Origin of the sequence: Brevibacillus ginsengisoli (assembly GCF_050113715.1) — a bacterium.
In the GTDB taxonomy this organism is placed as follows: domain Bacteria; phylum Bacillota; class Bacilli; order Brevibacillales; family Brevibacillaceae; genus Brevibacillus_H; species Brevibacillus_H ginsengisoli.
On record NZ_JBNJQR010000006.1, the window covers coordinates 205,759 to 230,956 of the forward strand.

26 protein-coding genes and 1 tRNA gene are annotated in these 25,198 nt (G+C 43.9%); 21 read left to right on the plus strand and 6 right to left on the minus strand.

Annotated elements, in window-relative coordinates; genetic code table 11:
- Positions 1-7 precede the first annotated feature (7 nt).
- From yneA to ACQCN2_RS14310, 4 genes are all read left to right on the plus strand, one after another.
- On the plus strand, positions 8-364 hold the full coding sequence (yneA, locus tag ACQCN2_RS14295; protein WP_426929602.1) for a cell division suppressor protein YneA: 357 nt from the start codon (positions 8-10) through the stop codon (positions 362-364).
- Between the two features lie 108 nt (positions 365-472).
- Positions 473-679, plus strand: a complete 207-nt coding sequence (locus tag ACQCN2_RS14300) for a DUF896 domain-containing protein (RefSeq protein ID WP_426929603.1) — start codon at positions 473-475, stop codon at positions 677-679.
- 117 nt (positions 680-796) lie between these two features.
- Positions 797-1,165 carry a fluoride efflux transporter CrcB gene (gene crcB, locus ACQCN2_RS14305; RefSeq protein WP_426929604.1) on the plus strand — a complete coding sequence of 123 codons (369 nt, stop codon included), beginning with the start codon at positions 797-799 and terminating at the stop codon, positions 1,163-1,165.
- Positions 1,166-1,212: 47 nt separating this feature from the next.
- Positions 1,213-3,486: a HelD family protein gene (locus tag ACQCN2_RS14310; RefSeq protein WP_426929605.1), complete on the plus strand. Its 2,274-nt coding sequence runs from the start codon at positions 1,213-1,215 to the stop codon at positions 3,484-3,486.
- A 76-nt stretch (positions 3,487-3,562) separates the two neighbouring features.
- Here ACQCN2_RS14310 and ACQCN2_RS14315 read toward each other — a convergent pair whose 3' ends face one another.
- Positions 3,563-3,865, minus strand: coding sequence for an iron-sulfur cluster assembly accessory protein (locus ACQCN2_RS14315; protein WP_426929606.1), 303 nt, complete (start codon positions 3,863-3,865; stop codon positions 3,563-3,565).
- Between the two features lie 577 nt (positions 3,866-4,442).
- On the opposite strand from ACQCN2_RS14315, the gene ACQCN2_RS14320 reads away from it, so the two are divergent.
- On the plus strand, positions 4,443-4,781 hold the full coding sequence (locus tag ACQCN2_RS14320; protein ID WP_426929607.1) for a DsrE family protein: 339 nt from the start codon (positions 4,443-4,445) through the stop codon (positions 4,779-4,781).
- 113 nt (positions 4,782-4,894) lie between these two features.
- On the opposite strand, the gene ACQCN2_RS14325 is transcribed toward ACQCN2_RS14320, so the two are convergent.
- Entirely contained in the window at positions 4,895-5,044 is a 150-nt protein-coding gene (locus ACQCN2_RS14325) for a hypothetical protein (protein WP_426929608.1), read from the minus strand.
- Between the two features lie 146 nt (positions 5,045-5,190).
- Here ACQCN2_RS14325 and ACQCN2_RS14330 point away from each other — a divergent pair.
- The 7 genes from ACQCN2_RS14330 to ACQCN2_RS14360 all read left to right on the plus strand — a co-directional run bounded on the left by ACQCN2_RS14330 (position 5,191) and on the right by ACQCN2_RS14360 (position 13,468).
- Positions 5,191-5,266 (plus strand) — tRNA-Thr (locus ACQCN2_RS14330).
- A gap of 396 nt (positions 5,267-5,662) precedes the next feature.
- Positions 5,663-6,667: a 2-oxoacid:acceptor oxidoreductase family protein gene (locus ACQCN2_RS14335; protein WP_426929609.1), complete on the plus strand. Its 1,005-nt coding sequence runs from the start codon at positions 5,663-5,665 to the stop codon at positions 6,665-6,667.
- 18 nt (positions 6,668-6,685) lie between these two features.
- Complete coding sequence (locus tag ACQCN2_RS14340) at positions 6,686-8,989, plus strand: transketolase C-terminal domain-containing protein (RefSeq protein ID WP_426929610.1); 2,304 nt, start codon at positions 6,686-6,688, stop codon at positions 8,987-8,989.
- A gap of 210 nt (positions 8,990-9,199) precedes the next feature.
- Positions 9,200-9,475, plus strand: coding sequence for an NAD/NADP transhydrogenase alpha subunit (locus ACQCN2_RS14345; RefSeq protein ID WP_426929611.1), 276 nt, complete (start codon positions 9,200-9,202; stop codon positions 9,473-9,475).
- 52 nt (positions 9,476-9,527) lie between these two features.
- Entirely contained in the window at positions 9,528-11,297 is a 1,770-nt protein-coding gene (locus ACQCN2_RS14350) for a M3 family oligoendopeptidase (RefSeq protein ID WP_426929612.1), read from the plus strand.
- 93 nt (positions 11,298-11,390) lie between these two features.
- The gene (locus tag ACQCN2_RS14355; RefSeq protein WP_426929613.1) at positions 11,391-13,130 is read left to right on the plus strand and encodes an ABC transporter ATP-binding protein; all 1,740 of its coding nucleotides are present in this window, start codon (positions 11,391-11,393) and stop codon (positions 13,128-13,130) included.
- A 71-nt stretch (positions 13,131-13,201) separates the two neighbouring features.
- Positions 13,202-13,468, plus strand: a complete 267-nt coding sequence (locus ACQCN2_RS14360; RefSeq protein WP_426929614.1) for a hypothetical protein — start codon at positions 13,202-13,204, stop codon at positions 13,466-13,468.
- Between the two features lie 117 nt (positions 13,469-13,585).
- Here the strand turns inward: ACQCN2_RS14360 and ACQCN2_RS14365 are convergent, their stop codons facing one another.
- Positions 13,586-15,013 carry an amino acid permease gene (locus tag ACQCN2_RS14365; RefSeq protein WP_426929615.1) on the minus strand — a complete coding sequence of 476 codons (1,428 nt, stop codon included), beginning with the start codon at positions 15,011-15,013 and terminating at the stop codon, positions 13,586-13,588.
- Positions 15,014-15,309: 296 nt separating this feature from the next.
- Between ACQCN2_RS14365 and ACQCN2_RS14370 the strand changes: the two genes are divergently transcribed.
- Positions 15,310-15,504, plus strand: coding sequence for a hypothetical protein (locus ACQCN2_RS14370; RefSeq protein WP_426929616.1), 195 nt, complete (start codon positions 15,310-15,312; stop codon positions 15,502-15,504).
- A 17-nt stretch (positions 15,505-15,521) separates the two neighbouring features.
- Here ACQCN2_RS14370 and ACQCN2_RS14375 read toward each other — a convergent pair whose 3' ends face one another.
- A complete protein-coding gene (locus ACQCN2_RS14375) occupies positions 15,522-16,244 on the minus strand; it encodes an alpha/beta hydrolase (protein WP_426929617.1) in 723 nt (240 codons plus the stop codon).
- A gap of 227 nt (positions 16,245-16,471) precedes the next feature.
- Between ACQCN2_RS14375 and pdhA the strand changes: the two genes are divergently transcribed.
- The 6 genes from pdhA (at position 16,472) to ACQCN2_RS14405 (ending at position 22,215) form a co-directional block, all read left to right on the plus strand.
- Positions 16,472-17,551, plus strand: coding sequence for a pyruvate dehydrogenase (acetyl-transferring) E1 component subunit alpha (gene pdhA / locus ACQCN2_RS14380; protein WP_426929618.1), 1,080 nt, complete (start codon positions 16,472-16,474; stop codon positions 17,549-17,551).
- A gap of 3 nt (positions 17,552-17,554) precedes the next feature.
- Positions 17,555-18,532 carry an alpha-ketoacid dehydrogenase subunit beta gene (locus ACQCN2_RS14385; protein ID WP_426929619.1) on the plus strand — a complete coding sequence of 326 codons (978 nt, stop codon included), beginning with the start codon at positions 17,555-17,557 and terminating at the stop codon, positions 18,530-18,532.
- Between the two features lie 158 nt (positions 18,533-18,690).
- Entirely contained in the window at positions 18,691-20,067 is a 1,377-nt protein-coding gene (locus ACQCN2_RS14390) for a dihydrolipoamide acetyltransferase family protein (protein ID WP_426929620.1), read from the plus strand.
- Positions 20,068-20,071: 4 nt separating this feature from the next.
- On the plus strand, positions 20,072-21,481 hold the full coding sequence (gene lpdA / locus ACQCN2_RS14395) for a dihydrolipoyl dehydrogenase (protein ID WP_426929621.1): 1,410 nt from the start codon (positions 20,072-20,074) through the stop codon (positions 21,479-21,481).
- An 89-nt stretch (positions 21,482-21,570) separates the two neighbouring features.
- A complete protein-coding gene (locus ACQCN2_RS14400) occupies positions 21,571-21,975 on the plus strand; it encodes a hypothetical protein (protein ID WP_426929622.1) in 405 nt (134 codons plus the stop codon).
- 78 nt (positions 21,976-22,053) lie between these two features.
- Complete coding sequence (locus ACQCN2_RS14405) at positions 22,054-22,215, plus strand: aspartyl-phosphate phosphatase Spo0E family protein (protein WP_426929623.1); 162 nt, start codon at positions 22,054-22,056, stop codon at positions 22,213-22,215.
- Positions 22,216-22,363: 148 nt separating this feature from the next.
- Here ACQCN2_RS14405 and ACQCN2_RS14410 read toward each other — a convergent pair whose 3' ends face one another.
- Positions 22,364-23,122: a hypothetical protein gene (locus ACQCN2_RS14410; RefSeq protein WP_426929624.1), complete on the minus strand. Its 759-nt coding sequence runs from the start codon at positions 23,120-23,122 to the stop codon at positions 22,364-22,366.
- A 79-nt stretch (positions 23,123-23,201) separates the two neighbouring features.
- Complete coding sequence (locus tag ACQCN2_RS14415) at positions 23,202-23,354, minus strand: small acid-soluble spore protein P (protein ID WP_426929625.1); 153 nt, start codon at positions 23,352-23,354, stop codon at positions 23,202-23,204.
- A 140-nt stretch (positions 23,355-23,494) separates the two neighbouring features.
- On the opposite strand from ACQCN2_RS14415, the gene ACQCN2_RS14420 reads away from it, so the two are divergent.
- Together ACQCN2_RS14420 and ACQCN2_RS14425 are read left to right on the plus strand one after the other, a co-directional pair.
- Positions 23,495-24,202, plus strand: coding sequence for a hypothetical protein (locus ACQCN2_RS14420; RefSeq protein WP_426929626.1), 708 nt, complete (start codon positions 23,495-23,497; stop codon positions 24,200-24,202).
- A 63-nt stretch (positions 24,203-24,265) separates the two neighbouring features.
- Positions 24,266-25,123: a hypothetical protein gene (locus ACQCN2_RS14425; RefSeq protein ID WP_426929627.1), complete on the plus strand. Its 858-nt coding sequence runs from the start codon at positions 24,266-24,268 to the stop codon at positions 25,121-25,123.
- Positions 25,124-25,198: the final 75 nt, after the last annotated feature.

Here is a 25,198-nt window from a genome sequence, read left to right on the forward strand (position 1 = left end):
TAATGTCATGACGAATACAACACTTTACTATCAACCAATCCGGAAACTTGACGATAAACCGAAGACGAAAGAAAAACTCGGGATTACTCGAGGACAAGCTGCCATACTAATTTTTGTTGCTGGTGCTTTGTTCCTTTTTCTTAGTGGAGTCTTTACTACTGAAGTTAAAGCGGATGAGACAACCTATCAGATCATCACGGTACAAGAGGGAGATAATTTGTGGAAGATTGCACAGTCTACCGTGCATTCACCTGATACGGATCTGAGAGATTTGGTAGAAGAGATCATGGCGTTGAATCATTTAACGGATGAAACGCTTTACCCGGGACAGAATTTACAAATCCCAGGTAGAACGAACAAGTGATTTTATCATCTCAATGCTTCATCCCATTCTTTTGTTATGCTATAATGGAAGGATATCGCTATCAGATAGTTCATTTAGGTAACTGAAAGTGTGGGAAGGAGGGCTATCATGGTATCAGATGAAGAAATCAAACGAATAAACGAATTAGCGAAGAAATCCAAGGAAACAGGGTTAAATGAAGAGGAAAAGCAAGAACAGCATGAATTGCGCCAGAAATACATTCAAGCTGTACGCTCTTCTCTCAGAGCCAATCTTGAATCCATCCGTTACGTTGAGGACCTGGAGGAAGAACAAAATCAGGGCCCTAAACATTAATGATAAAGCAGGTTTAATGGTAACACTACAGCTATGAGCACCCGAATACTTGATTTGGGTGCTTTTTCTGTCGTGTTGTCTTTGTTTGAACCGAGAAGTATTGGAGGTCCTTTATAGATGAACTGGTTAGCTGTTGCAATTGGTGGAGCGATCGGCAGTATGCTACGATATCTGTTATCCCTCACTTTAAATCAAACAAGTTGGCCGTATGGAACGTGGTTCACTAATCTTCTAGGCTCGTTTCTCATTGGATTCATCTTTGTCTGGGGACGAGAAAAGGGGCTGCTTCCACCGGTGGTCTATACGTTATTGGTGACTGGTATGATGGGCGGGTTTACAACCTTCTCGTCTTTCTCATTAGAAGTTGTACAGTATTTACAAACAGGAGAATGGGAACGCGCATTCTTGTATGTGTTAGCAAGTGTAGGTCTCGGTCTGTGTGCTGTATATCTAGGCCTTGTTGTTGGCCGCCAGTTTCTTTCATAGAACAATCATTCTAAGAGAATTTGATTTTCAATAAAGGGGGAATCACTTTGTCTATTCGTCATTCCGCTTATGAATCTGAGCAACAGTACCTGGATAAAACCATGCAGGTGATCGAGAAAGAAATCTCACAATTCAAGGAAGACATCCGTGAGGCGACGGATGATTACGTGAAACAGGTTGTGAACTCCAACAAGGCGCGCGAACTTCGACATTTGGAGAACGCTCGCTCTAAACCATACTTTGGACGAATTGATTTTTTGAAAGATGAAACCTATGACGTTGATCGGGTGTATATCGGTAAGCGCGGGATTGTGAAAAGCGATAACTTTGATACGGTCGTAGTTGACTGGAGGGCACCTATTTCTAGTCTTTACTATTCCGGTGAGAGTCAGAACGCATTTTATCGAATACCCAATGGGATTGTCCGTGGTGAAGTTCAGTTAAAGCGCAATTTTGCCATTGAGGATGGTCAGATTAAAGGAATCTTCGACGGGGCTCTTAAAGAAGTAATCGATCGCGAGGTAGGAGACCCAGAAGAATATCTGAACGAAGGATATATTGACGAGTTTTTAGCATCCACCTTGAATGAGACGAATGATGGCAGACTGAAAGATATTGTTGCAACGATTCAATCGGAACAAAATGATATCATCCGCGCGCTAAAAGATCGCCCAGTGATCGTTCAAGGGGTAGCGGGTAGTGGAAAGACCACAATTGCTCTGCATCGGCTCTCGTACTTAATTTATAATTATCAGGATACGCTGGCTTCCAAGAAATTCATGGTGTTCGCACCGAATAAACTCTTCTTGAATTACATATCTGAGGTATTGCCGGAATTGGGAGTTGAAGACGTGCAACAATCAACGTTCCTGGATTGGGCGGCCAAATTGATTAAAGCCGATTTGCCAAAAGGGTGGAGAATCATGGATCCAAACAAGCCGCTTCTTCTCTTTTTTGGTGAGCAACTCAAAAAGGAAACGGATCGTTATCATGAGTGGCGCCGGGAGCAAGAGATTGTAAGGCGACGTATGCATTTCAAAGGTTCACTGGCATGCAAACAAGCGCTGGAGAACTACATTCCATACTTGATTAACGAGCGCATTCAGTTTAAGAGTTTACGATTTATGTACAACAAAACACAAGAGTCGTTCGGGCTGGATGGTACTGCGATCAAACAGCTGTTCACAGAGCAATATGCGAATCTCCCGCTCAAAAACCGCATGATCGCTCTTCGAAAGCACTTGAAACAAGAGATTAGCAAGCAGTTCTACACCCATCTGCGTGAAAGAAAAATAGATTTGGATAAGAACGGGCTGGCCAAATTCGAAGGTAAAATCGAACAGATTATCGACAAGTACTTAAAGGATTGGCCATCCTTTGAAGTATTTGCTTTGTATCAATCCCTGATGAGTGAGGAAGAGTTGCTTCGTGCGTTGGTTCCTGAGGAAATTACAGAGGAGATGATCTCGGATATTGCTTCTTCAACACGGCAAATTTTTGCCGAGAATCGAATAGAAGCTGAAGATTTGGCTCCAATTCTTTATCTAAAGGATAAAGTTGAAGGTCTTGATCAGAATCCCCAGTTTGATCATGCTGTAGTGGACGAAGCGCAGGACTTAAGCCCAATGGAAATCGCTATGATCTCGCGGATGACGAAGATGACTTCTGTTACGATTGTGGGAGATATTGCACAAGGAATACACAGTTATCGCGGGTTACATACGTGGGATGATCTGATTTCGGGAATATTTGCCGGTCGTCAGGTTGAGTTTTATAAATTGGAACAGAGCTATCGCTCCACCATCGAAATTATGAGATGGGCGAACCTTGTGCTCGCTAAAGTGGATCGCTTGGAAGGGACTCAGGCAGTTCCGGTGCTTCGAAATGGCAAAGAACCTGAGCTAATTCGAGTCAGATCGGACAAAAATAATGCATTGGAACGAGAACTTGGGGCCAAGGTTAAGGAGCTGCTTGAAGAGAAGTTCGTCTCCATAGCCATTGTTACGAAGACAGTAGAGGCGAGCAAACAAGTGTATAAGCGTTTAAAAAAGGATATTCCCGAGCTGGTATTGCTCTCAGCCAAAGATCAAGAGTATCCTGGCGGAATCAGTGTGGTTCCTGCCTTTTTAACCAAAGGCTTGCAATTTGATTGCGTACTGATTGCTGATGTCGATGCAGAGATGTATCAAGCCAATGAAGAGGACGCTAAGCTTCTTTATGTAGCGATGACGCGACCGGTGCATCGGTTATCCTTATTTGTAGGAAGTGATGCGAATTTGTCGCCATTGCTTAAGGAAAAAGAAGAGGTTCTAAAAGCATAGGAAAAAAAGAAAACGTGGAGTGACAATCTCCACGTTTTTTTATCAATTTGTGTGCAGCTTTGGGCCAGCCGTAGGATTAGTGATCCCCGTGGTTCCCTTTGCTTGGGTTTGTAATCACATAGCCTTCTTGTGGAGTGTACAAGTAGTCAATGACCACTCCATCAAGGAATTCTTCACCTTGTTCAAGAATGATGTCGATTTCTTTGTCTGTACTCACCACAACGTCTTTCTCGGTTGGCTTGTCTAAAGCCATTCCATAATGTGCGTGATTACCGTGTTTATGTCCAACGTAGACACGGATTTTCAATTCTTTATCTTCTTCTTGCGCCAATACCTCGCTAAGTTTTTTGGCAGCATTACGGGTAATTTTGCATTTCATGAGAACATTCTCCTAACTATGTATAGTAGACTTCCTTTATCTTAGCAGAGAATCTTTTGTTTAGGCAAACGTTACTAGGTTATTTTGGATGGAGATTGTATTTTCGACCTGAGGTTTCAAGCCATTTATCGATCGCATCGACTGAATAAAATATGGTGAGATCTGTTCGAATACAAGGAATGTCAGTATGATCACTCTGACATATTCATATTATTTGTGATCGTGATGTCTCGGATCGCGTTAGATATCAGGTAAGAACCAACGAGCATACATAACCCTAAAAATATAAGGGCTTTATTTGACGCATTTTCCGACATGCGATACCGCCTTCCTTAAATCCCAAAATATAACATATCCTATAATGGTACTATATCCAAAACATTCAAATAAATAGGGATTTAACGTAAACAACCGTTCCTAAACCCCTTATTTTTATTAAACGAAATGACAAGTTAGAACAAAATGACCTATGGTATAATTGATGAAATAAACACCTTAATTTAACTCGTAGTTGCAGGTGGATTAAGTATTAGCTATGCCAACAGCGCATTTTTATTAAATCTGTGAGGTGGAAAAATTGAAAAATAAAATCGTTTTACTTGCATCAGACCAGCTTGGTAAGGGAGAAGCGGAACTGGGTGAAGGAATATTAGAAACCTTCTTTACCATTCTTAAGCAAAAGGAAGAGCTGCCTGCGGCTGTTTTTTGCATGAACCGCGGTGTGTTCGCATTATCGGAACGTTCGCTTGTTTCTCTCCAATTAAAAGAACTGGAAGAAAAGGGTGTTGACGTTCTTGCTTGTAAAACATGTGTAGACTATTATGAGCTTGACGATAAGCTTGTAGCCGGGAAAATTAGCGGGATGGCCCAATTTATTGAGTTAGCCTCAAAATATGAAGTCATTACATTATCTTAACTTTAAAGCGGTTGTCCCTCAGGTGTCTGGCATCCATTTCCTCAACAACTCCATAAAAAGAAAAAAGCAACGCAATTCACGTCGCTTACAAATAACGGTCTGAACGATTGTTCTCACATCGGATCGATCCACTCGGGCCAATCTGTGAAGTCATTGTACATCTCAAGGTCTCGTGGCGGAAAGTAGAGTTCATATAAATTGTGCAACAACATATCGGATGGTTCCAGATACCGATTCGGGTCCGCCTGTTGGAATTTGTCCATAGAATCAACTCCTTCCTCATCCATTTTCTCCAAAATGCTTATAAAAAATGTGGAAGTTATGTAAAAAAGCTATTGATCTTTGGACAAGGACATATTATACTCTGAATCGTAAGTGAATTTTCACGCCAATTACTAGAAAAATCAACGCCGGTGTAGCTCAATTGGTAGAGCACCTGACTTGTAATCAGGGGGTTGTGGGTTCAAGTCCTATCGCCGGCACCATTACATATTTCAATGCAGACGCCTCTTTGGGGGTGTCTTTTTTATTGCCTTTACTATCGTAAATCTTGCGGCTCATGAGAGAAAACAAAATGATTGTCAAACCGTCAGCCTTAAATGAGCTGTCGTTTTTTATTGGAGAGTTTCGATAAATTAGTAAATGTGTCCATTTTTCGAAAACTGTATTACGTCAAGAAAGCGCTGTTATAGTATCTGTTATAGTTATATGTCGATAAAAATTAATACAGAAAAATCTTTTTATATCAAGGGTGTGAAGTAAATCACTTCGCTCTGTACTTTTTTCTGATAACCTTGTGTATGAATCAAGAGAGCGATAGAAAACTTACTCGATGGCAATCTATCGTGTCCGATACTTACATGCTAGGGGAGAGGTTCAACATGTCCAAATTACCGAAGAAGAATGAGCTTGGCTTCTTTGAGATCCGCCTTGAGTCAATTGGTGGATTAGGGGCTAACTTGGCGGGAAAAATGCTTGCCGAGGCAGGTGTACTTGGTGTTGGATTGAATAGCTCCAACTTTTCATCATATGGTTCAGAGAAAAAAGGTTCACCTGTTAAAGCCTTTGTTCGCTTTTGTGATGAAGATACGGAGATCCGCGCACACAGTCCAATCGAAACGCCGCACGTTGTTGGTGTATTCCATGAAGCACTTTACAAAACGGTTGATGTAGTAAGCGGACTTGTTCCAGACGGAATCGTGTTGGTTAACACAACGCGTGACGCAGAGGTAGTTCGTAAAGACCTGAAACTAGAGTATGGCACGTTGGCTACGATCGACGCGATGGGTATTGCCGTTGATGAGAAAACCAAAGTAAATACCGCAATGCTGGGTGCATTGTATAGAATCTGTGATTTCCTTGATGCAGACGCAATGCGTAACATCATCCGCAAAACGTTCGAGAAAAAATATCCACACCTGGTGGAACCAAATATTCGTACATTTGACCGAGGATATAACGAAGTGAAGTTTATTACGATCGAAGCTTCCGCGGATGCCCAAGGAAAAGAGTTCGTTCGTCCGCTTCCTATGTTTGGTTATATGACACAAGCAATCGGTGGCACGATTTTAAACCCAGGTAACAGTATCTTAAAAGACCTGAGCGGTTCCCGCCAAGGGTTCTTGCCTGCTTGGGAAGAAGAAAAATGTATCCACTGTGCAGCATGTGATACCGTTTGTCCAGATTACTGCTTTGTTTGGGAAGAAAAAGAAGATAAACGCGGTCGTATGCAAATGATGCTGACCGGTATCGACTATCAATATTGCAAAGGTTGCCAAAAGTGTGTGGTTGCCTGTCCGACAGATGCGCTTTCTACTTTGCGTGAAGAGATTGGCTACGCGGATGAGAATCGCGTAAAACAAAATTTTGTGCTGGCATCCAACTGAGTGAGGAGGTAGTTCAACATGGCGATCAATTATGAAAAAGAAGCAGAACAAGTAAGCACCAATCGTCCGGAACAAAAACTGGTGTTTGAATCAGGGAATGAAATGGCTGCAATGGCAGCAGCACAAATCAACTATCACATCATGGGTTATTTCCCAATCACTCCATCTACTGAGGTAGCACAATATCTTGACCAAATGAAAACACGCGGCGAGCATGATATCGTGTTGATCCCTGCCGACGGGGAGCACGGTTCTGCGGGTATCTGCTACGGTGCAGCTACGGCGGGCGCTCGTGTGTTCAACGCAACAAGCGCCAACGGTTTCTTGTACATGTTGGAGCAAATGCCAGTACAATCTGGTACGCGTTTCCCAATGGTATTGAACCTGGTAACTCGCGCAATCTCTGGTCCGCTTGATATTCGTGGAGATCACTCCGATTTGTATTATGGCTTGAACATTGGTTGGCCGATCCTGATGGCTCGTACTGCACAAGCCGTTTATGATATGAACATTATGGCGTTGAAATTGGCAGAGCACTCCGATGTTCGTTTGCCAGTAATGGTTGCTTACGACGGTTTCTTCACTTCTCATCAAAAACGTCGTGTATCTTACTTTGCTGATCGTAAAGTAGTACAAGATTTCGTGGGTCCGCAACCAACCAACTACCCACATGTACTTGATCCACAAAACCCAATCACTGTGGGACCATACATGAATGATCCTGACTTGATCAACAATAACTTCCAACAATCGGAAGCGATGTATCGCGCAGGGGAAGTATTCCAACAAATCGCTGCCGCTTACAAAGAAATGTCCGGTCGTGAATACCCAGTTCTTGATCTTTACAAAATGGAAGATGCGGAAGTTGCTTTGTTCTTGCTCAACTCTGCGGCAGAAACAGCAAAAGACGTAGTAGATAAATTACGTGCCCAAGGTATTAAAGCAGGGGTAATCAGCCCAAATATCATCCGTCCATTCCCAGCAAAAGAAATTCGTGAAGCATTGAAGAATGTAAAAGCACTTCTCGTAGGGGAACGCGCAGATTCTTACGGTGGTCATGGCGCAAACCTGACACACGAAATCAAAGCTTGTCTGCAAGAAGATAAAGAGAACAACACAATCGTGTTGTCCCGTATCTTTGGTGTAGGTGGTAAAGACTTCTTCGCAGACGACGCGGAAGAGTTCTTCCGTTTGGCAGGTGTTGCAGCAGAGAAGGGTTATGCTGAGAAGCCATTTGATTATTATGGTCACACACCTGGTAACCCGGATATCACAATGAAACGCGTGCTTGAACCACTTCACGGCGATGCGTTCAAGACCGGATTAATCAACGTTACCCAAAACGAAGAAACTGGCAAGCTGAATGTGAAAATCCCGCCGCTTCGCCAATTGACCAAGAAACCAAAACGAATCGCGTCTGGTCACGGTGCATGCCCTGGTTGCGGTATTTTCCCAGGATTGGAAATGTTCTTTAAAGGAATTGAAGGAGACATCGTTACCCTGTTCCATACAGGTTGCGCAATGGTAACCACAACAGGTTATCCATACAGTTCTCACAAACAATCCTACATCCATAACTTGTTCCAAAGCGGTGCGGCTACCTTGTCTGGTGCGGTAGAAGCGTTTTTCGAATTAAAACGCCGTGGTGAAGTACAAGTAGCAGACGATTTCACCTTTGTTATGGTAACTGGTGATGGTGGTATGGACATCGGTATGGGACCAGCGATTGGTACTGCGCTGCGTAACCACAAAATGATCGTTCTTGAGTACGATAATGAAGGTTACATGAACACTGGTAGCCAATTGTCCTACTCCACACCGCTTGGTCATATGACCTCTACTTCTGGTGTAGGTAAGGCTCAACAAGGTAAGAAGTTCCACCACAAAGATACACCGCAAATTATGGCTTCTACCAATATTCCTTATGTGTTCACAGGTACAGAAGCATTCCCGCAAGACCTCTTGAAGAAAGCGGCGAAAGCGCAATGGTACGCTCAACACGAAGGAATGGTGTACGGTAAAATCTTGATTGCTTGCCCATTGAACTGGAAGACTCCAGATGAACTTGGCGAAGTAATCGTAGGTGCAGCGGTTAACTCCAACTTCTTCCCGCTCTATGAAGTGGAGAATGGCACCACAACCATTACGTACGATCCAGAAGAAAAAGGTAAAAAGATCCCGGTTAGTGACTGGCTCAAAACGTTGGGTAAATCCAAACATATGTTGAAACCAGAAAACGCCGAGATGCTTGAAGCCTTCCAAAAAGAAGTAGATCGTCGCTGGATGAAACTGAAAGCCAAACACGAAAGTCCATACTTGTAAGAATTGCGAGAGGGAAAGAAAAATTCTTTCCCTCTTTTTTGGCTAGATAAAGCCTGTTACTGTCGAATAAATATCGAGAAACGTCGAGTTTTCTTCGGTCTTAAGGGAATATTTTACTTGTTTTGGGAATGATACTTCTTATACAATGACTACAGGCAACCTTAGCCAAAATTTTTTTATTAGACTTTACCGTAATAGGAGACCGAGAACATGACAATGAACTGTATTACAATTTATACCGACAACCACGAATCGTTTTCTGACATCTTTGAGACCATTCTCACCACTCCGCTTGCTGAAAATGAAGAGAAAGAAATCGATGGCATTCTTGTTAGCCACTCTGGTGAAGTGCCAGTTGACTATATCGACAAAATGAAAGCAAAGCCTGAAGTTGCCGTAATGAAAGTAAAGCGCAAGGGAATTACGATTATTCAGCGAAAAGATTGCTTTGAAGTATTAGTTCCAGTTACAGCAGCCGTTTCTTAACGGTTGCTGTATCTTTAAAAGACCTTATTGAGAAGAAGGCGAGGAGGAGCATATGGAACAAAGGTGGAGTTTGGCAGAATTGTACCCTTCATTTGAAGCGGAAGAATTCAATAAAGATATGGAAGCTGTTGGATATGCCATTCAGAAAATGAAGGAATGGGCATCTCAAAATCTACAAGATCAATCCAATGCGGTCGATAAAATTGAAACTTATCTCAACATGCAAATTGATTTTTCGAAATTGTTTACCAGATTATACAGCTTTGGTGAACTTACCTTGAGTGTAGAGGCTACCAACGAAAAAGCTTTGTCTGTCGTCGAGCAATTGGAGCTTAAATCTACGGAATTGACAGAACCAAGTGTGCTATTCCAAAAATGGATCGGCTCTTTAACCAATTTACATACCTTAATTGAGCAATCGCCGTTGCTGCAAGAGCACCGGTTTTACTTAAACGAAATCGCCAGCAAGACGAAATATCTCTTGAGTGAGCATGAAGAGATTTTAATCTCCAAAATGAAGAACACAGGCTCCAACGCATGGTCCAAACTGCAAGAGATGATTACCTCGACACTTCTGGTGGACATCACGGTAAAAGGTGAAGCGAAGCAGCTACCACTCCCTGTGGTTCGCAACATGGCTTATGAAGCGGACGAGTCCGTTCGTAAAACCGCATATGAGGCGGAATTGGCGTCCTATAAGAAGATTGAGCAATCTTCCGCAGCCGCTTTAAATGGAATCAAGGGCGAAGTCATTACGCTGGCTAAAGCTAGAGGGTATCAATCAGCGCTTGAGAAAACATTGATTGATTCCCGAATGGATGAGGCAACGCTTGAAGCGATGCTTACAGCCATGAAAGAAAGCTTGCCCGCCTTCCACAAGTTCTACCGGAAAAAAGGAGAGCTGTTAGGCCATAAAAACGGACTGCCGTTCTACGATCTGTTCGCGCCAATCGGTGAGGTGAACATGACCTTCACCTATGAAGAAGCGCGCAAATTCATCGTGGAAAAATTCCACACGTTTAGTAAAAAGCTGGCGGATTACGCTGACTATGCGTTCGAGCACAAATGGATTGATGCCGAGCCGCGCGAAGGTAAACGCGGAGGAGCGTTCTGTCATAGCCTGCACGTGATCAAAGAAAGCCGGATCATGGCGAACTTCACTGGAAGCTTTAGTGACATGACGACTTTGGCGCACGAATTAGGTCATGGTTATCACGGACATTGTCTGAACGAAGAGAGTTACTTGAACTCTGATTATCCAATGCCAATTGCCGAGACCGCCTCGATTTTCTGTGAGACGATCATCAAGAATGCGGCGCTGAAGAATGCAAGCCAGGAAGAAGCGTTCGCTATTCTTGAGAACGACATTTCGGATTGTGGCCAAGTGATCGTGGATATCTACAGCCGTTTCTTGTTTGAGAGCGAATTGTTCCGTCGTCGCGAGAACAACTCTGTTTCGGTGAACGAATTGAAACAGATCATGATGCAGGCGCAAAAAGATGCGTATGGAAATGGCCTGGACCCTGAATTCCTGCATCCGTATATGTGGGCTTGCAAACCTCATTACTACTATGGGGATTACAACTTCTACAACTTCCCGTATGCGTTTGGCTTGTTGTTCGCCAAAGGCTTGTATGCCGTATACCTGCAGCAGGGAGACCAGTTCGTGGAAGCGTATGATCGTCTGCTCTCCATTACGGGTAAGAACGACATTGCCTCCGTTGCCCAAACTATGGGCGTTGATGTGCGCTCCGTTGACTTCTGGAGAGGTTCATTGCGTTTAATTGAAAAAGATATCGAGAAGTTTATTTCATTGAAATAAATCGCTTATGAAAATATGCCTCATCCGACAGTGGATAAGTTTTGTTGGATGGGGCATTTTTTATATCAACATTAGTAGCAAGGAATGAATTGAATGAAATTGACAAGTGATTGGCGAGCTTTTGTTCGAATGATTTGGGAAACTCGACCTTCTAAGACAAAACTGGGAATTGCCCTATTCATGAGTGTGGCAACGACGATATCGGGACTTATCGTTCCGTATTTTACGAAAAATCTGGTAGATAGCTTCTCCCATGCAACCATTCAGAAAGGACAAATTGTGATCCTGTTGGGAGCATTGCTGGCGCAAGCCATTGCTGGTGGCGTATCTATTTATCTTCTGAATCATGTAGGGCAAACCGTTGTAGCTGGGATTCGTGATCGTTTGTGGAAAAAGCTACTCATCTTGCCTGTTTCCTATTATGATGGGCATCAAACAGGTGAAACGGTTAGTCGAATGACGAATGATACAGGGGTTGTGAAAGAGTTAATCACCGATCATTTGGCAAACTTCGTTACAGGAATTATTTCGATTGTGGGATCTTTGATCATCTTGCTAATGCTCGACTGGAAGATGACATTATTGACCCTTACGGCTGTACCACTCGCTGCGGCTATTCTTGTCCCTTTGGGGAGGCAAATGTATAAGATCTCCAAGAAAATGCAGGATGATACAGCAAAGTTTACGACGGTGTTAACCCAAGTATTATCAGAGATCCGCTTGGTGAAAGCTTCTAACGCGGAAATGTTTGAATATCAGAACGGCAACAGAGGAATTACCAGTCTGTTTCGATCAGGTTTAAAAGAAGCAAGGGTTCAGGCGTTAATAGGGCCACTCATTTCATTGGTGCTAATGCTTCTCCTTGTCATAATCATGGGGTATGGTGGAATGCGAGTTTCTTCTGGGGCACTGTCCGCAGGGGATTTGGTGGCCTTTATCCTGTACCTGTTCCAAATAATCTTACCAATGGGGCAATTTACTCACTTTTTTACCGCACTGCAAAAAGCAAAAGGAGCAACGGAGAGAATTATTACGACCCTTCACGACGAAGAGGAGGATCATGCGAGCGGCAAACCGTTGGAAGATGCGAATCAGCCGATTGTAGTAGAACACGTGAGTTTCTCGTACGAGACGGGTGAAGAAGTCTTAAAAGATATTCATTTCACCATTCAGCCAGGAAAGATTACGGCGATTGTTGGACCAAGTGGTAGCGGGAAGACCACGCTTTTTTCCCTTCTAGAGAGATTTTATCTACCTCGATCAGGTCAAATACTGCTAGGTGAAGTTGATATCAATCACTTCTCTCTGAAATCATGGAGAAGGAAGATCGGGTATGTTTCACAGGAAAATCCACTTATCTCTGGGACAATCCGGGAGAATATATGTTACGGTGTAGACGAGGAAGTAAGTGAACAGGGGCTTCGTAGGGCAGCGAAGATGGCGTATGCCGATCAGTTTATCGATGAGTTGCCGAATGGTTTTGATACTGAAGTAGGTGAGCGTGGGATTAAATTATCTGGCGGACAGCGTCAAAGGATTGGTATAGCCAGAGCTTTAGTGCGCAATCCCCAAATATTAATGTTGGACGAAGCTACTTCCAGTTTGGACAGCAAATCCGAAATTGTTGTCCAACAGGCACTGAGCAACCTAATGTCGGGGAGAACGACACTCGTTATCGCTCATCGACTCTCAACTGTCGTGGACGCCGATCAAATCCTGTTTATCGATAAAGGCAGACTTACCGGGGTGGGAACGCATGAGGAACTCCTGCGAACCCACTCCTTATACAGAGAGTTTGCCACTCAACAGTTAAGAATCAAAGAGTTGGTATGATGAGGACTAAAGCTTAACGTTTATGTGTAGAAAATGTAGAAAGTATAGAAAGCGTAGAAAGGAAGCGGAGTATGGGGAGATTCGAGACGTTACTAGCCTATATGGATCGTTTAATCGAGCTGAAGAAATTAAATTTCGATGTTGATCGGGATATTAAGGAATGCAACGATGCCATACGGCAAGAGATTGGGTGTATCATGGGGAGTAAAGAGAGCAGTGGTGCTCTTACGGGATCGGGTGAAAAATCGATGGATTCCGAGCTTTATCCGTTTCTCAAACGCAAGCCACATCAGGAGGCACTTGCAGGAAGAAAGTTTAACCCGTTTTTTGATGAGTAAAATTGATAAATAAATTCAAAAAGCCAAGCCCATGAAAAAATCAGTCCAACACGTCATATGCGGACTGATTTTTATGTTTAGGAGAGATATTGGATTCGATAGATTAAACTTCGCATTTTAAGACTCTGCTATGATTTCCTTCATCTGCTCCGCTTCCTTCTTCGAGCTTGTCATGAACGGATATAATACAAAACCAACAAGGAACAACCCGATCCCGAGGCCAAACGTCTTCAGATCGGAGGTTCCGCTTTTGATTACCCAGACGGAATATATAACAGCAACGGAGGCGATGATGCCGTCTTTTACACGTGCGCTAGATTCGTTGGCGTAGGTTTGTCCAGTTACAACAAGTTTTAGCTGGAAGATAGCCGATACCAAATACGGAAACAAAAAGGCAAGCGTGGCCACGATCGTAACGAAGTTGAATGCTTGTGCAATCGTTGCGGAAATCGTGGAGAAAATAAACAATTGAGACATCATATTGGTCAAAAGCAAGGAGCTAGAAGGGCTGCCGTTTTTGTTTACCTTGGCGAATGCCCTTGGGAAAAGCCCTGCTTGAGCTCCTTGGAAAGGGATCTCAGCACTTAAGAGAATCCATCCTACTGATGTACCCAAAAGAGAAGCGACGGCAAGAAGCGCCATTAACGTACCGCCTGTATTGCCCATCACAGCGCTTAACGCATCAACCAGCGGCTTATCGGAAGCTTTCAATACCTCTTGAGGCAATACTCCCATCGTTAAAAGCGTGATTCCTAAATAAATGACAACGGCAATGAATAATCCAGTAACAGTTGCTCGTTTCACATCTCTCTGGGATTTGGCGCGGCCAGAGAAGACGACCGCAGATTCGATCCCGACAAAAGCCCATAAAGTAGACAAAGCGGCCAGGTTGATCTGACTTCCCAACCCGTGTACGACCCCATCTTCCCCCGTTACAGGTACGTAGAACTTTCCTAGATTAGCTGAGTTAAAGGCGTAAAGTGCAACTAAAATAAAGAGAGCAAATCCAATTACTTTTGTAGTTGTTGCAAAAAAGTTCAATTTACCTGCACCATTCAAACCACGTAACAAGATGGCGTTTAACCCCCACAAAAGAGCGGAACATACGGCAAAGGTGATTAATTTCCCGATTTCTATTGGAAAAGATCCGATGGTAAATAATATACGCTCATCCTTCATGATCGGAAAGAACGTAGAGAGATACCCAGCGAATGTGGTGATGATTGCTACGTTACCAGCCCAATTGGCCACCCAATAACCCCAGACCATGCTAAATCCAGCCATGTTCCCAGCTTTAGGCGAGGAGAATAGGGCGCGAGCATAGCTTTGAGGCCCTCCAGTTAGTTCGGGACGACGAACAGACAGATTACCGAACACCAGAGCAATGAAAAGAACTCCCACTCCTGTTAAAGCCCAGGCGAGTGTTACTCCAAGTGGGCTTGCTATTTTAGCAAGGGAGCTCGGAAGCATAAAAATCCCAGAACCGACCATATTCCCTACGACGAATGCTGTTAGGAGCCAGAAGCCCCATTTACTTGTTGTCATGTTACATCTCTCCGATAAAGTGATAAATTGATAATGCACTAAAGTTATTAGGGCTAAAAAAACACCGTGAACAGTCGTCCACAATGCTTTCTATATGAAAACACCAATTCGTTTCTCTTAAAAAACTTCGGTTATTCTTTCATTATATGTGATAGATCAAGTTTTTCAGTCACCCGAGCAAGTATAGCAATTAGAAGAAAGCTGCGTCAACTAGGAATTTGAAGCAAACGAGTAATTCTTAACTGTATTTGGGATACTATGCGTAACAATTCCATTCAGAAGGAGAGGAATGTACGATGATCTCTGCTAAACAGCGCGAAATTATCAATAAACAAATGAAGCTTGAGGAAAGCAAAATTGTCAATATCGTGCTAAAAGACGATACCCAAGTAGCGGGTGAAATCGATCAGGCCACTAGCCAGGGTATCCATTTGACAGACGGGCGACGATACGACTATGAACAGATCCAAGAGATCAACGGTTTAATTTGAAACGTTCATTTAGTTTATTAAGCAAAGAAATGACGAATCGCATTAGGTAGTTGGCTTTGCCATAACCCCCATACGTGTCGGCCCGTTCTTTCTCTATAGTCTAACCGCACGTTCGCTTGCTCGAGGGTAGACTTAGCGCGGCGATTGAGATCTACGAAATCAAAGGTTCCGATGCTCGTCTCAACTTCAGTCTCATCCAAACCCACGACCATCCACATATTTAGCCATGAGAGGTCCTGTTCTTGTTGAATTCGGTCCAACGATGGTTGAAAGAACGCCCCGGAAAGTGAAATCAGATTGGTGAAGACCTCGGGATGATCTAGTGTCAAATGCAGTGAAACAGTTCCGCCAAGAGAATCTCCAGCAATCACACGGGACTCTTTGTTTGAGCGAATCGGGTAATGTGCTTCCATATAAGGAATCAACTCTTCCATAAAAAAACGCTTATATTGACTGTTTAGCTCACCAGTGGCAGAGTATTCGCTGGTTCTTCTGCTTCGATCTACTGAGACGCCAACAATAATCATCGGCTGAATGTCTTCTTCCAGGATTAATTGATTGGCAATCGTAGCTACCCGACCCATCGTAAAAAATTCATTTCCATCCTGACAATAGATCACAGGGTAGGAGAGCAGTTCATTGTAGCCAGGAGGAAGGTACACCTTGCAAGACCTATTAAGCTGAAGGATGCTGCTGGCTACTTCTTCCTTGATAATTGTGCGTTTTACATAATCGTTCATGGCAAGGCCTCCCAAGGGTTAACACTATATCAAATATAAAAAATAAGAAAAACGTAAAAATTACCTTGAAAAATACTGATACAGATTTTATCATAAAAAGTAACAGGAACGAAATAATCAATATTTCAACTGATTTAATACAGGAAAACAGAAAAATGAATTGATTATAACAGAGTGTTTCTCGATCGTGAACAATTTCGTTTCCAATTTTAAAAGAGGTGAACCTAATGAGTATTACTGCTGAAAAGCTCAATGATCAAACTCCGCTTCAAATACTTTCACCAGACGGTACTGTGGTTAATGCTGACATGATGCCAAAAATCACAGATGAACAATTGCGTGAACTCATGCACAAAATGGTCTTCACTCGCGTGTGGGATCAACGCGCGATCAGCTTGAACCGTCAAGGACGTCTTGGTTTCTACGCTCCGGTAGCAGGTCAAGAAGCAGCGATGATTGGTTCTCAATCCGCTTTGGATAAACAGGACTTCATTCTTCCAAGTTATCGCGACATTCCACAAATCGTATGGCATGGATTGCCGCTTCATCAAGCATTCCTGTATTCCCGTGGACATATTCAAGGCGGCCAAATCCCTGAGGATGTCAATGTCTTGATGCCACAAATTATCATCGCAGCCCAATGTACGCAAGCGACTGGCGTAGCGATGGGCTACAAACTTCGCGGAGAAAAGCACGTTGCGATCAACTACTTTGGCGACGGTGCAACTTCTCAAGGTGACTTCTATGAGGGAATGAACTATGCGGGGGTATACAAACTGCCTGTAATCTTCTTCTCTCAAAACAACGGATACGCGATCTCTGTTCCATTCGAGAAACAAACAGCTGCTCGCAACGTTGCGATTAAAGCGGTTGCTGCCGGTATCGAAGGCGTACGTGTAGACGGTATGGACGTTCTCGCTGTATTCAAAGCGGTTCAAGACGCGAAAGAACGTGGGATCTCTGGCGAAGGCGCAACTTTGGTTGAAGCACTTACGTATCGTTTTGGCCCGCACACAATGGCAGGCGATGACCCAACTCGTTATCGTACAACAGAAGAGCAAAGCGAATGGGAGCTTAAAGACCCATTGATTCGTTTCCGTAAATACTTAACAGCTAAAGGCTTATGGTCTGAAAAAGACGAAGAAGCCGTAATCGAAGAAGCAAAACAAGCAGTTGCTGACGCGATCAAAAAAGCGGATGAAGTAGCAAAAATGAAAGTAACTGACTTGATCGATGTAATGTTCGAAACACTGCCTCCAGCGCTGGAAGAACAGAAGGCAGAATATCTGGCAAAGGAGTCAAAATAAACCATGGCACAAATGACAATGATTCAAGCCATTACCGACGCGATGCGCGTTGAACTGGCTCGTGACGAGAAAGTTTTGGTCTTCGGTGAAGACGTTGGACATAACGGCGGGGTATTCCGCGCAACAGATGGTTTGCAAAAAGAATTCGGTGAAAATCGCGTGTTCGACACACCACTTGCTGAATCTGGTATTGGCGGTTTGGCAGTAGGTCTTGGCGTGAACGGTTTCCGTCCAGTAGCGGAAATCCAATTCTTTGGTTTCGTATTTGAAACCATCGATGCGATTGCTTCCCAAGCAGCTCGTATGCGTTTCCGTTCCGGCGGCAAATACCACAGCCCAATTACATTCCGTTCCCCATTTGGCGGCGGGGTTAAAACACCTGAGCTTCATGCGGATTCTTTGGAAGGTTTGTTCTTGCAAACTCCAGGGGTAAAAGTAGTGATCCCATCCAATCCATACGATGCCAAAGGCTTGTTGATTTCAGCGATTCGTGACAACGATCCTGTTATCTTCCTTGAGCATATGAAGCTGTACCGTTCCTTCCGTGGCGAAGTTCCAGAAGGTGAATATACCGTTCCAATCGGAAAAGCTAACATTGTGAAAGAAGGTACTGACGTTACCGTTATTACTTACGGCGCAATGGTGCACACCAGCTTGAAGGCGGCTGAAGAGTTGGAGAAAAATGGCGTAAAAGTTGAAGTCATCGACTTGCGCACGATTAATCCATTAGATATGGAGACCGTCCTCGCATCCGTACAAAAAACCAACCGCGCCATTGTTGTACAAGAAGCGCAACGCACCTCTGGTGTAGCTGCGGAAATCATGGCACAAATTAATGAAAAAGCGATTCTTCACTTGGAAGCACCTGTACTTCGTGTAACTGCTCCTGATACAGTGTTCCCATTTGCGCAAGCTGAAGATGTTTGGTTGCCAGATGTGAAACGTGTCATTGAAGGAATCAATAAAGTTTTAGAATTTTAATCAACCTCAATTTACTTAAGCGCGATCTGGTGTCAATTGGGACCCGGAGCAAGCATGAAGTAGAATGCATGGCGGAAAGAGAGTACTTTCCGCCTTCTTTTGAGGAATTGTCGGTTTTGATTTGTTATCGCATTAATTGTTGACTAGGAGGGACTTGCGTGAGCCGTTTTGAATTTAAACTCCCGGATATTGGTGAAGGCATACATGAAGGTGAAATTGTCAAATGGCACGTTCAACCGGGTGATACCGTAGAAGAAGATCAAGTAATTCTTGAAGTGCAAAACGATAAAGCAGTTGTCGAAATTCCATCCCCTGTAAAGGGTAAAATATTGGAATTGAAAGTAGCGGAAGGAACCGTAGCCGTAGTAGGCGATACTTTGGTTGTCTTCGAGGCAGAGGGTGAAATTCCGAACCTGCCAACACACGGACATGAAGAAGCGCCGGCAGCTGCGCCTGTTCCACAAGCAGCCGCACCGGGTGTAGAGCCTGGATGCGACATTGGAGCGCAAATTAACCAGAACGCTACCAAACCGCTTGATACACCGGTTGCTACAACAACCGCACCAGCAGCGCCAATCGATCGCAAACACGTATTGGCGACTCCTTCTGTTCGGAAGTATGCGCGTGAAAAAGGCGTAGCTCTTGCGAATGTTCCAGGAACAGGCAAGCTTGGACGCATTACGCGTGAAGATGTGGATCGTTTCTTGGCTGGAGGAGCCCCTGTAGCACAACCGACTGCACAGGCTACAGCACCTCAAGCAGCAGCTCCACAAGCGGCTCCAACCGCACCAGCGGCAGCAGCGCCAACTGTTCACTATGCGGCACAAGCTGGCGAATTGGAAGAACGCGTTCCACTCAAAGGTATGCGTAAAGCAATTGCCAAGGCAATGGTCAAATCCGCTTATACCGCTCCACACGTAACTATCTTTGATGAAGTGGATGTAACGGCGTTGGTGGAACTGCGCAAACAAGGCAAGCCATTAGCTGAGCAAAAAGGACTCAAACTTACTTACTTGCCATTCATCGTGAAAGCAGTAGTTGCGGGCTTGAAGAAATTCCCTGAACTGAACGCTTCTATTGATGATGAAAAACAAGAGATTATCTATAAAAAATACTACAACATCGGTATCGCAACTTCCACCGAAGAGGGCTTGCTCGTACCGGTTGTAAAAGGCGCAGACCGCAAGTCGATCTTCGATATCTCGGGTGAGATCTCTGAGCTTGCATTGAAAGCGCGTGACCGTAAAGCAACGGCTGATGAATTGAAAGGCTCTACATTCAGCATCACCAATATCGGTTCCGCTGGCGGTATGTTCTTCACTCCAGTGATCAACCACCCAGAAGTAGCCATCCTTGGCGTTGGCCGCATTAGCGAGAAACCAGTCGTGAAAAATGGCGAAATCGTTGTAGCTCAAATGCTTCACCTCTCCTTAAGCTTCGACCACCGTCTGATCGATGGAGAACCTGCACAACGTTTTGTCAACTACCTCAAACAGATGCTGGAAAACCCAACACTGTTGATCATGGAGGGATAATGCAATGGTAGTAGGAGAATTTACCACAGAAGTCGACGTACTTGTCATCGGAGCTGGCCCAGGTGGATACGTTGCGGCGATTCGTGCGGCTCAAATGGGGAAAACCGTAACCGTAATTGAACGTGGAGCGGTAGGTGGAGTTTGCCTTAACGTAGGTTGCATTCCATCCAAAGCGATGATCCACGCATCACATACGTATCAGCATGCGCAGCACTCTTCCAATATGGGGATTACGGCTGAGAACGTAAAAGTCGATTTCACCAAAGTACAAGAGTGGAAATCAGGTATCGTGAAGCAATTGACTGGCGGTGTGAGCTCTCTTTTCAAAGGGAATAAAATCCAAGTGATTGATGGCGAAGCGCTGTTTGTTAGTCAAAATGAAGTGCGCGTATTCCACGGATATGATGTAAACCGATACAAATTCAATCACTGCATCATCGCGACAGGTTCCCGTCCGATTGAATTGCCAGCCTTCCCATTCGGCAAACGTGTGCTTTCTTCTACCGAAGCTCTCAGCTTGCCTGAGATTCCGAAGAGCATGGTCGTAATCGGTGGCGGCTACATCGGGATCGAGCTTGGGTCTGTGTACGCACGTTTTGGCACACAAGTAACCATCCTAGAAGGATCTGACCAAATCCTGCCAGGTTTCGAACCAGAAATGACTCGTCTTGTAGAACGCAAGCTCAAGAAAAACAATGTCGAGATCCACACCAAAGCTTTGGCGCAAGGCATGGAAGAAAAAGCAGACGGTGTAATCGTAAAAGCGGAAGTCAAAGGGGAAGCCAAATCCTTTGAAGCCGATTATGTACTCGTAACGGTTGGACGCAAACCGAACACCAATGAGCTAGGTCTTGCGGACATTGGAATGGAGCTTACTGATCGTGGTTTGGTGGTTGTTAATAAACAAGGTCAAACCAGCATTCCGAACGTCTACGCAATCGGGGATATCGTTGCTGGCCCAGCGCTTGCTCACAAGGCATCTTATGAAGGTAAGGTAGCGGCTGAAGCAATTGCCGGGCACCCAGCTGAAGTAGACTACAAAGCGATTCCAGCGGTTGTTTTCTCCGATCCGGAAATCGCAAGCGTTGGACTAAGCGAGAAGGAAGCCAAAGAGCAAGGCATCAATTACGTGGCGGGACGTTTCCCATTCGCAGCCAACGGACGCGCTCTTTCTGTCAACGAAGGAGAAGGATTCGTAAAGCTGATCGCGGAAAAAGAAACCAACCTTGTCCTCGGCGCTCAAATTGTTGGGCCAGACGCTTCCAACATTATCGCTGAGATCGCTCTGGCGATCGAAATGGGAGCGACTTTGGAAGACATCGAACTCACTATTCATGCTCACCCGACCCTTGCCGAAGTGACGATGGAAGCATCCGAGTTAGCTTTGGGACGACCTATTCATGTCATGAAATAAGAAAAATAAATAAGCAATCACAACAAAGAGAAGGAAGCATAACAGATTCCTTCTCTTTTCTCCATTATCCTTAAAGGGGGTTACCCAACGTGAAATTAATCTATTTGCACAGTCTTGTGGCAATACCGACAATTCTCTGTGTCTTTATCCCATTGTTCGCCTTGTCGTTGAAGAAGCAAACAGCGGATGGAGTAGCGAAGAAAGCCCAAAAAATGGTCAGCTATCTCCGGATCCCTAACTTCTTGTTATTCGTATCGTTGATTACAGGGCTATTGCAAGTCGGACTAACATTCAATTCATGGGTGTTAACCGTTCTAGTACTTTTTTTGGGAATTTCCGCGCTGCTTGGAATTACCAGCAAAACCTTAAAAAACATTAGTGAACTTGCAAGCCAAAACGAAAATTACCAAGCGCAAATTTCTAAATTGATGAAGGTTAGTATTCCACTTAGCGTACTTATTGTTGCGATGGTTTTATTCAAAACTTTACCTTGAGGTAGCGTTTGGTTCTATTGATTCAACCCCTTTCTTTATGTAAAATATTGGTATACGCCTTTTGGGGGGTCACAAGCAATGAAACCATCAAGTAAAGCTATCGAGGAATTGCGCTCCCATTTGCAATCAGCTGCCAAGAAAGAAAAATATAACTTTTTAGACCCGGATATTGTTAGGATCAGTCAACAGCTGGATCAACTCATCGTCGATCATATGACGCCTTCATCCAAACGACTGTGATCAGTCGTTTTTTTCATAATATCGGAATGTTTAATTGCTTTACATAGGTAAAGTGAATAAACATTCCTTCCTTTCGTATTGAGAGAGCGGACTTTTCAACATCATTGCGAGCTTTCACAGAGCGAAAGGGACGAAGTCTTTTCTCATTTTAAGCGGCGATTCCGTAAGTTACGCACAGCTTGTCGGCAATTATTTTAAAAGATGGTTCACCGATAAACCAACTTGGAGATAAAACCAAGGATGTGATTGGAAGCGATGTGTCATCTGGAGAATTTTTTGGCCGAGGAATTGAAATACATTCGGTTTCGACATCGTATTGAATGGTGGGAAACCAGCTTCTTAGCAATTGAACCAGGTCTGGGTGAGAGAGAAGTATGGAGGATTTGGATTCAATATCAAGGACAAGCTTTGGAGCGAGTTGCTCCCATTTGGATTCAAAAATGGACTGCATAAATGTGCAGAGGAACAAAGTAAAGCGAGCTTTCACTACCTTAGGTTTGTCTGCGAGATCCTGTTCAACGGGAGTAAGAGAAGGGTCCTCTTCGGTTCTTTGAGAGAAAACGTCAAGAATCGCTTGGACAAACACCTCATTGGGCAAATCCACCAAATAGTCGTATTGTTGTTCAATCCCGTTCGCCTGGTAAGATTCGTGTGAAGTCAGGAAAGCTGGAATATCATGAGCAAAAATGGGGGAGAGATACTCCCATTCGGCTAGCAAATCTTCTTCTTTAAAACGCTGAAGGGTCTCCTCAATCCAAGGGTAATGCAGGGAAGAAGTGTGTGATTGGCAAGCTCGTGATGACTGGGCGATCGCCTGAAGACTGGCAGCCATTTCAAATAAGGGAGAAACATTGTATTGAAGAGATTGCCGAACATTACCAATTAACGAAAGGTTCAATTGAATCATAATATCTCCTCCTTGCGTATTGCTTTCATCATACGCAAGAATCTGGGACAAATTCAAGAAATAAAGGCTAAGGAGACCCTTAGCCTTCACGAGTTTGAACTTGGCGTGAATGATTTGCCTGTTTTACTTTTTTTGTTCCTTCCAATGGTTCCCCTGTTTGCTTTTGTGGCTCAAATTCGTTATTGTAAGATTCATGTGGGTTACCACCAGTAAAATCATCATTTTTACGCATCAGCCCATCTCCTTTCACAGGTAGTATGTGAAGCGACCATGTTGTTTCATTCAGCATGGATTCGTCTTTTTTAAGTGATAAGGAGATGCTATGAACATCAAAAACAGATCAGCAATGCGTATCAAAGGAGAGTAGTCATAATGAAAAAACAGGCCTCTTGGCTCTTAGTGGCAGCAACAACCGTACTTTTATTGCAGGGATGCAGCTCATCTGCTCAGCCTAATACACAACCAGCACCAGCTCCTGCTGGACAAACGTCTCAAGCCGTTCCGCAAAGTGGCGCTAATCAGGGAACGCTTGATCTCACCCCTGAATTGGAACTTAATCCGTCGATGAAAATTGGAACGACCACTTATGACGAACTTGTTGCAAAATTTGGCAAAGCGGATGAAGTGAAGGACCACAAAACTCCATTTCGTACAGGCTTAAATAATCCGCAAAGCAAATATCCGCAAATTGTGAATACAGCGGCGAACTTTCATATCAATCCATTGACAGGAGAGAAAATGGACCAAGCCTTCCCGTATTTCTTCACGAAAGATGACAAGAAGGTGTTAGTGTCTTCACACATTTTCCTGAAGAGAGGGGATTTGTTGGAGAAGGAACGAGATCATACCATCACCCTTGACGATATCAAGAAGGTTTACGGCAAGCCGTTGCGTGAAAGTCCGGTGAGTATTGAATACTATGATTTTGACCACAAGATCGCTTTGGATATCATGGTTGCAGGAAAAGGTAAATTCGGTTGCATGCTCACGAAATACGATCTATTGTACGGCAGCGATACACAAGATATGCAAAAGCATGAGGAAAAGATCAAAGAATTGGCAGCTAAACTAAACCAATAGGACTTTAAAGACCGACTAAGTTTAATCCTTAGTCGGTTTTGTTCAATGGAGAGTGATAAGCATATGGCGTTTTTGGTTGCTCCCGTATTTAATTCCATCACAACGGAACCAGTATCTATTCCCATCAACGAAACTTTTCGCTTGCTGTCCGGTAATGATCAGTTATATACGTTGTGTTATCGATCTCTGCGCGATTACATGAATGAAAATAAGCATTTTTTCGAAGACAGGGTTTCTCCCGAAAGCTTATATATCTGCGCCGAATATCCCGACTTGAAGGTCACAGAGGATCGAGAGCTGTTTGAGGGGATTGAAAACAAGCTGAATCTCTCCAGTTCATCTGGTGTTTGCTCCATTCCGTATATCATTATTATCGAGGGTCAAAAATACGGAATTACCTACCTTAAACGCTCTGTGAAGGGTAAAAAGTTTACTTTTGAAGGGGAGACCCGAGCTATTTTTGAAAAGCTCCTATCAGGTGAGGGCAGCTTTCCTAAGCTGGCGTACCGCAGGTATTTGCTTTCACTCGAGAAGGGAAGCCCAGAAGATCAGCTGTTGGATATGTGGATTGCCCTAGAGTCTCTGTTTGTCCCAGATGGAAAAAAAGGCGAGATTACCTATAAAGTTCGTCTGCGGATGGCTTATTTCTTCACTTCCGACTATCAGGAACGCGAGTGGCTTTCCGAATTTATCAAAGCTTCGTACAATCACCGCTCTGAAATTGTCCATAGTGGGAAGGCGTTGGGAACTGAGCTGAAGGAAGAGGTACGCATCCTAAGGCGAATGGCGAGGGCTACACTGTTGAATATGTATGCCAATCAAATGACCATTCAGGAATTAAAGAATAGGCTGGATAAAGCTATTTTGTCAGGAAAAAGCTACAGCGAACTTTATCCAACCGACTATTTTACGAAATATTAGGGGAAATGGGAGATTTTCGAGTTGCTTTTTTGTGCCTCTATCCACTACAATTAAAATATTGTGCAAAAAACAAGC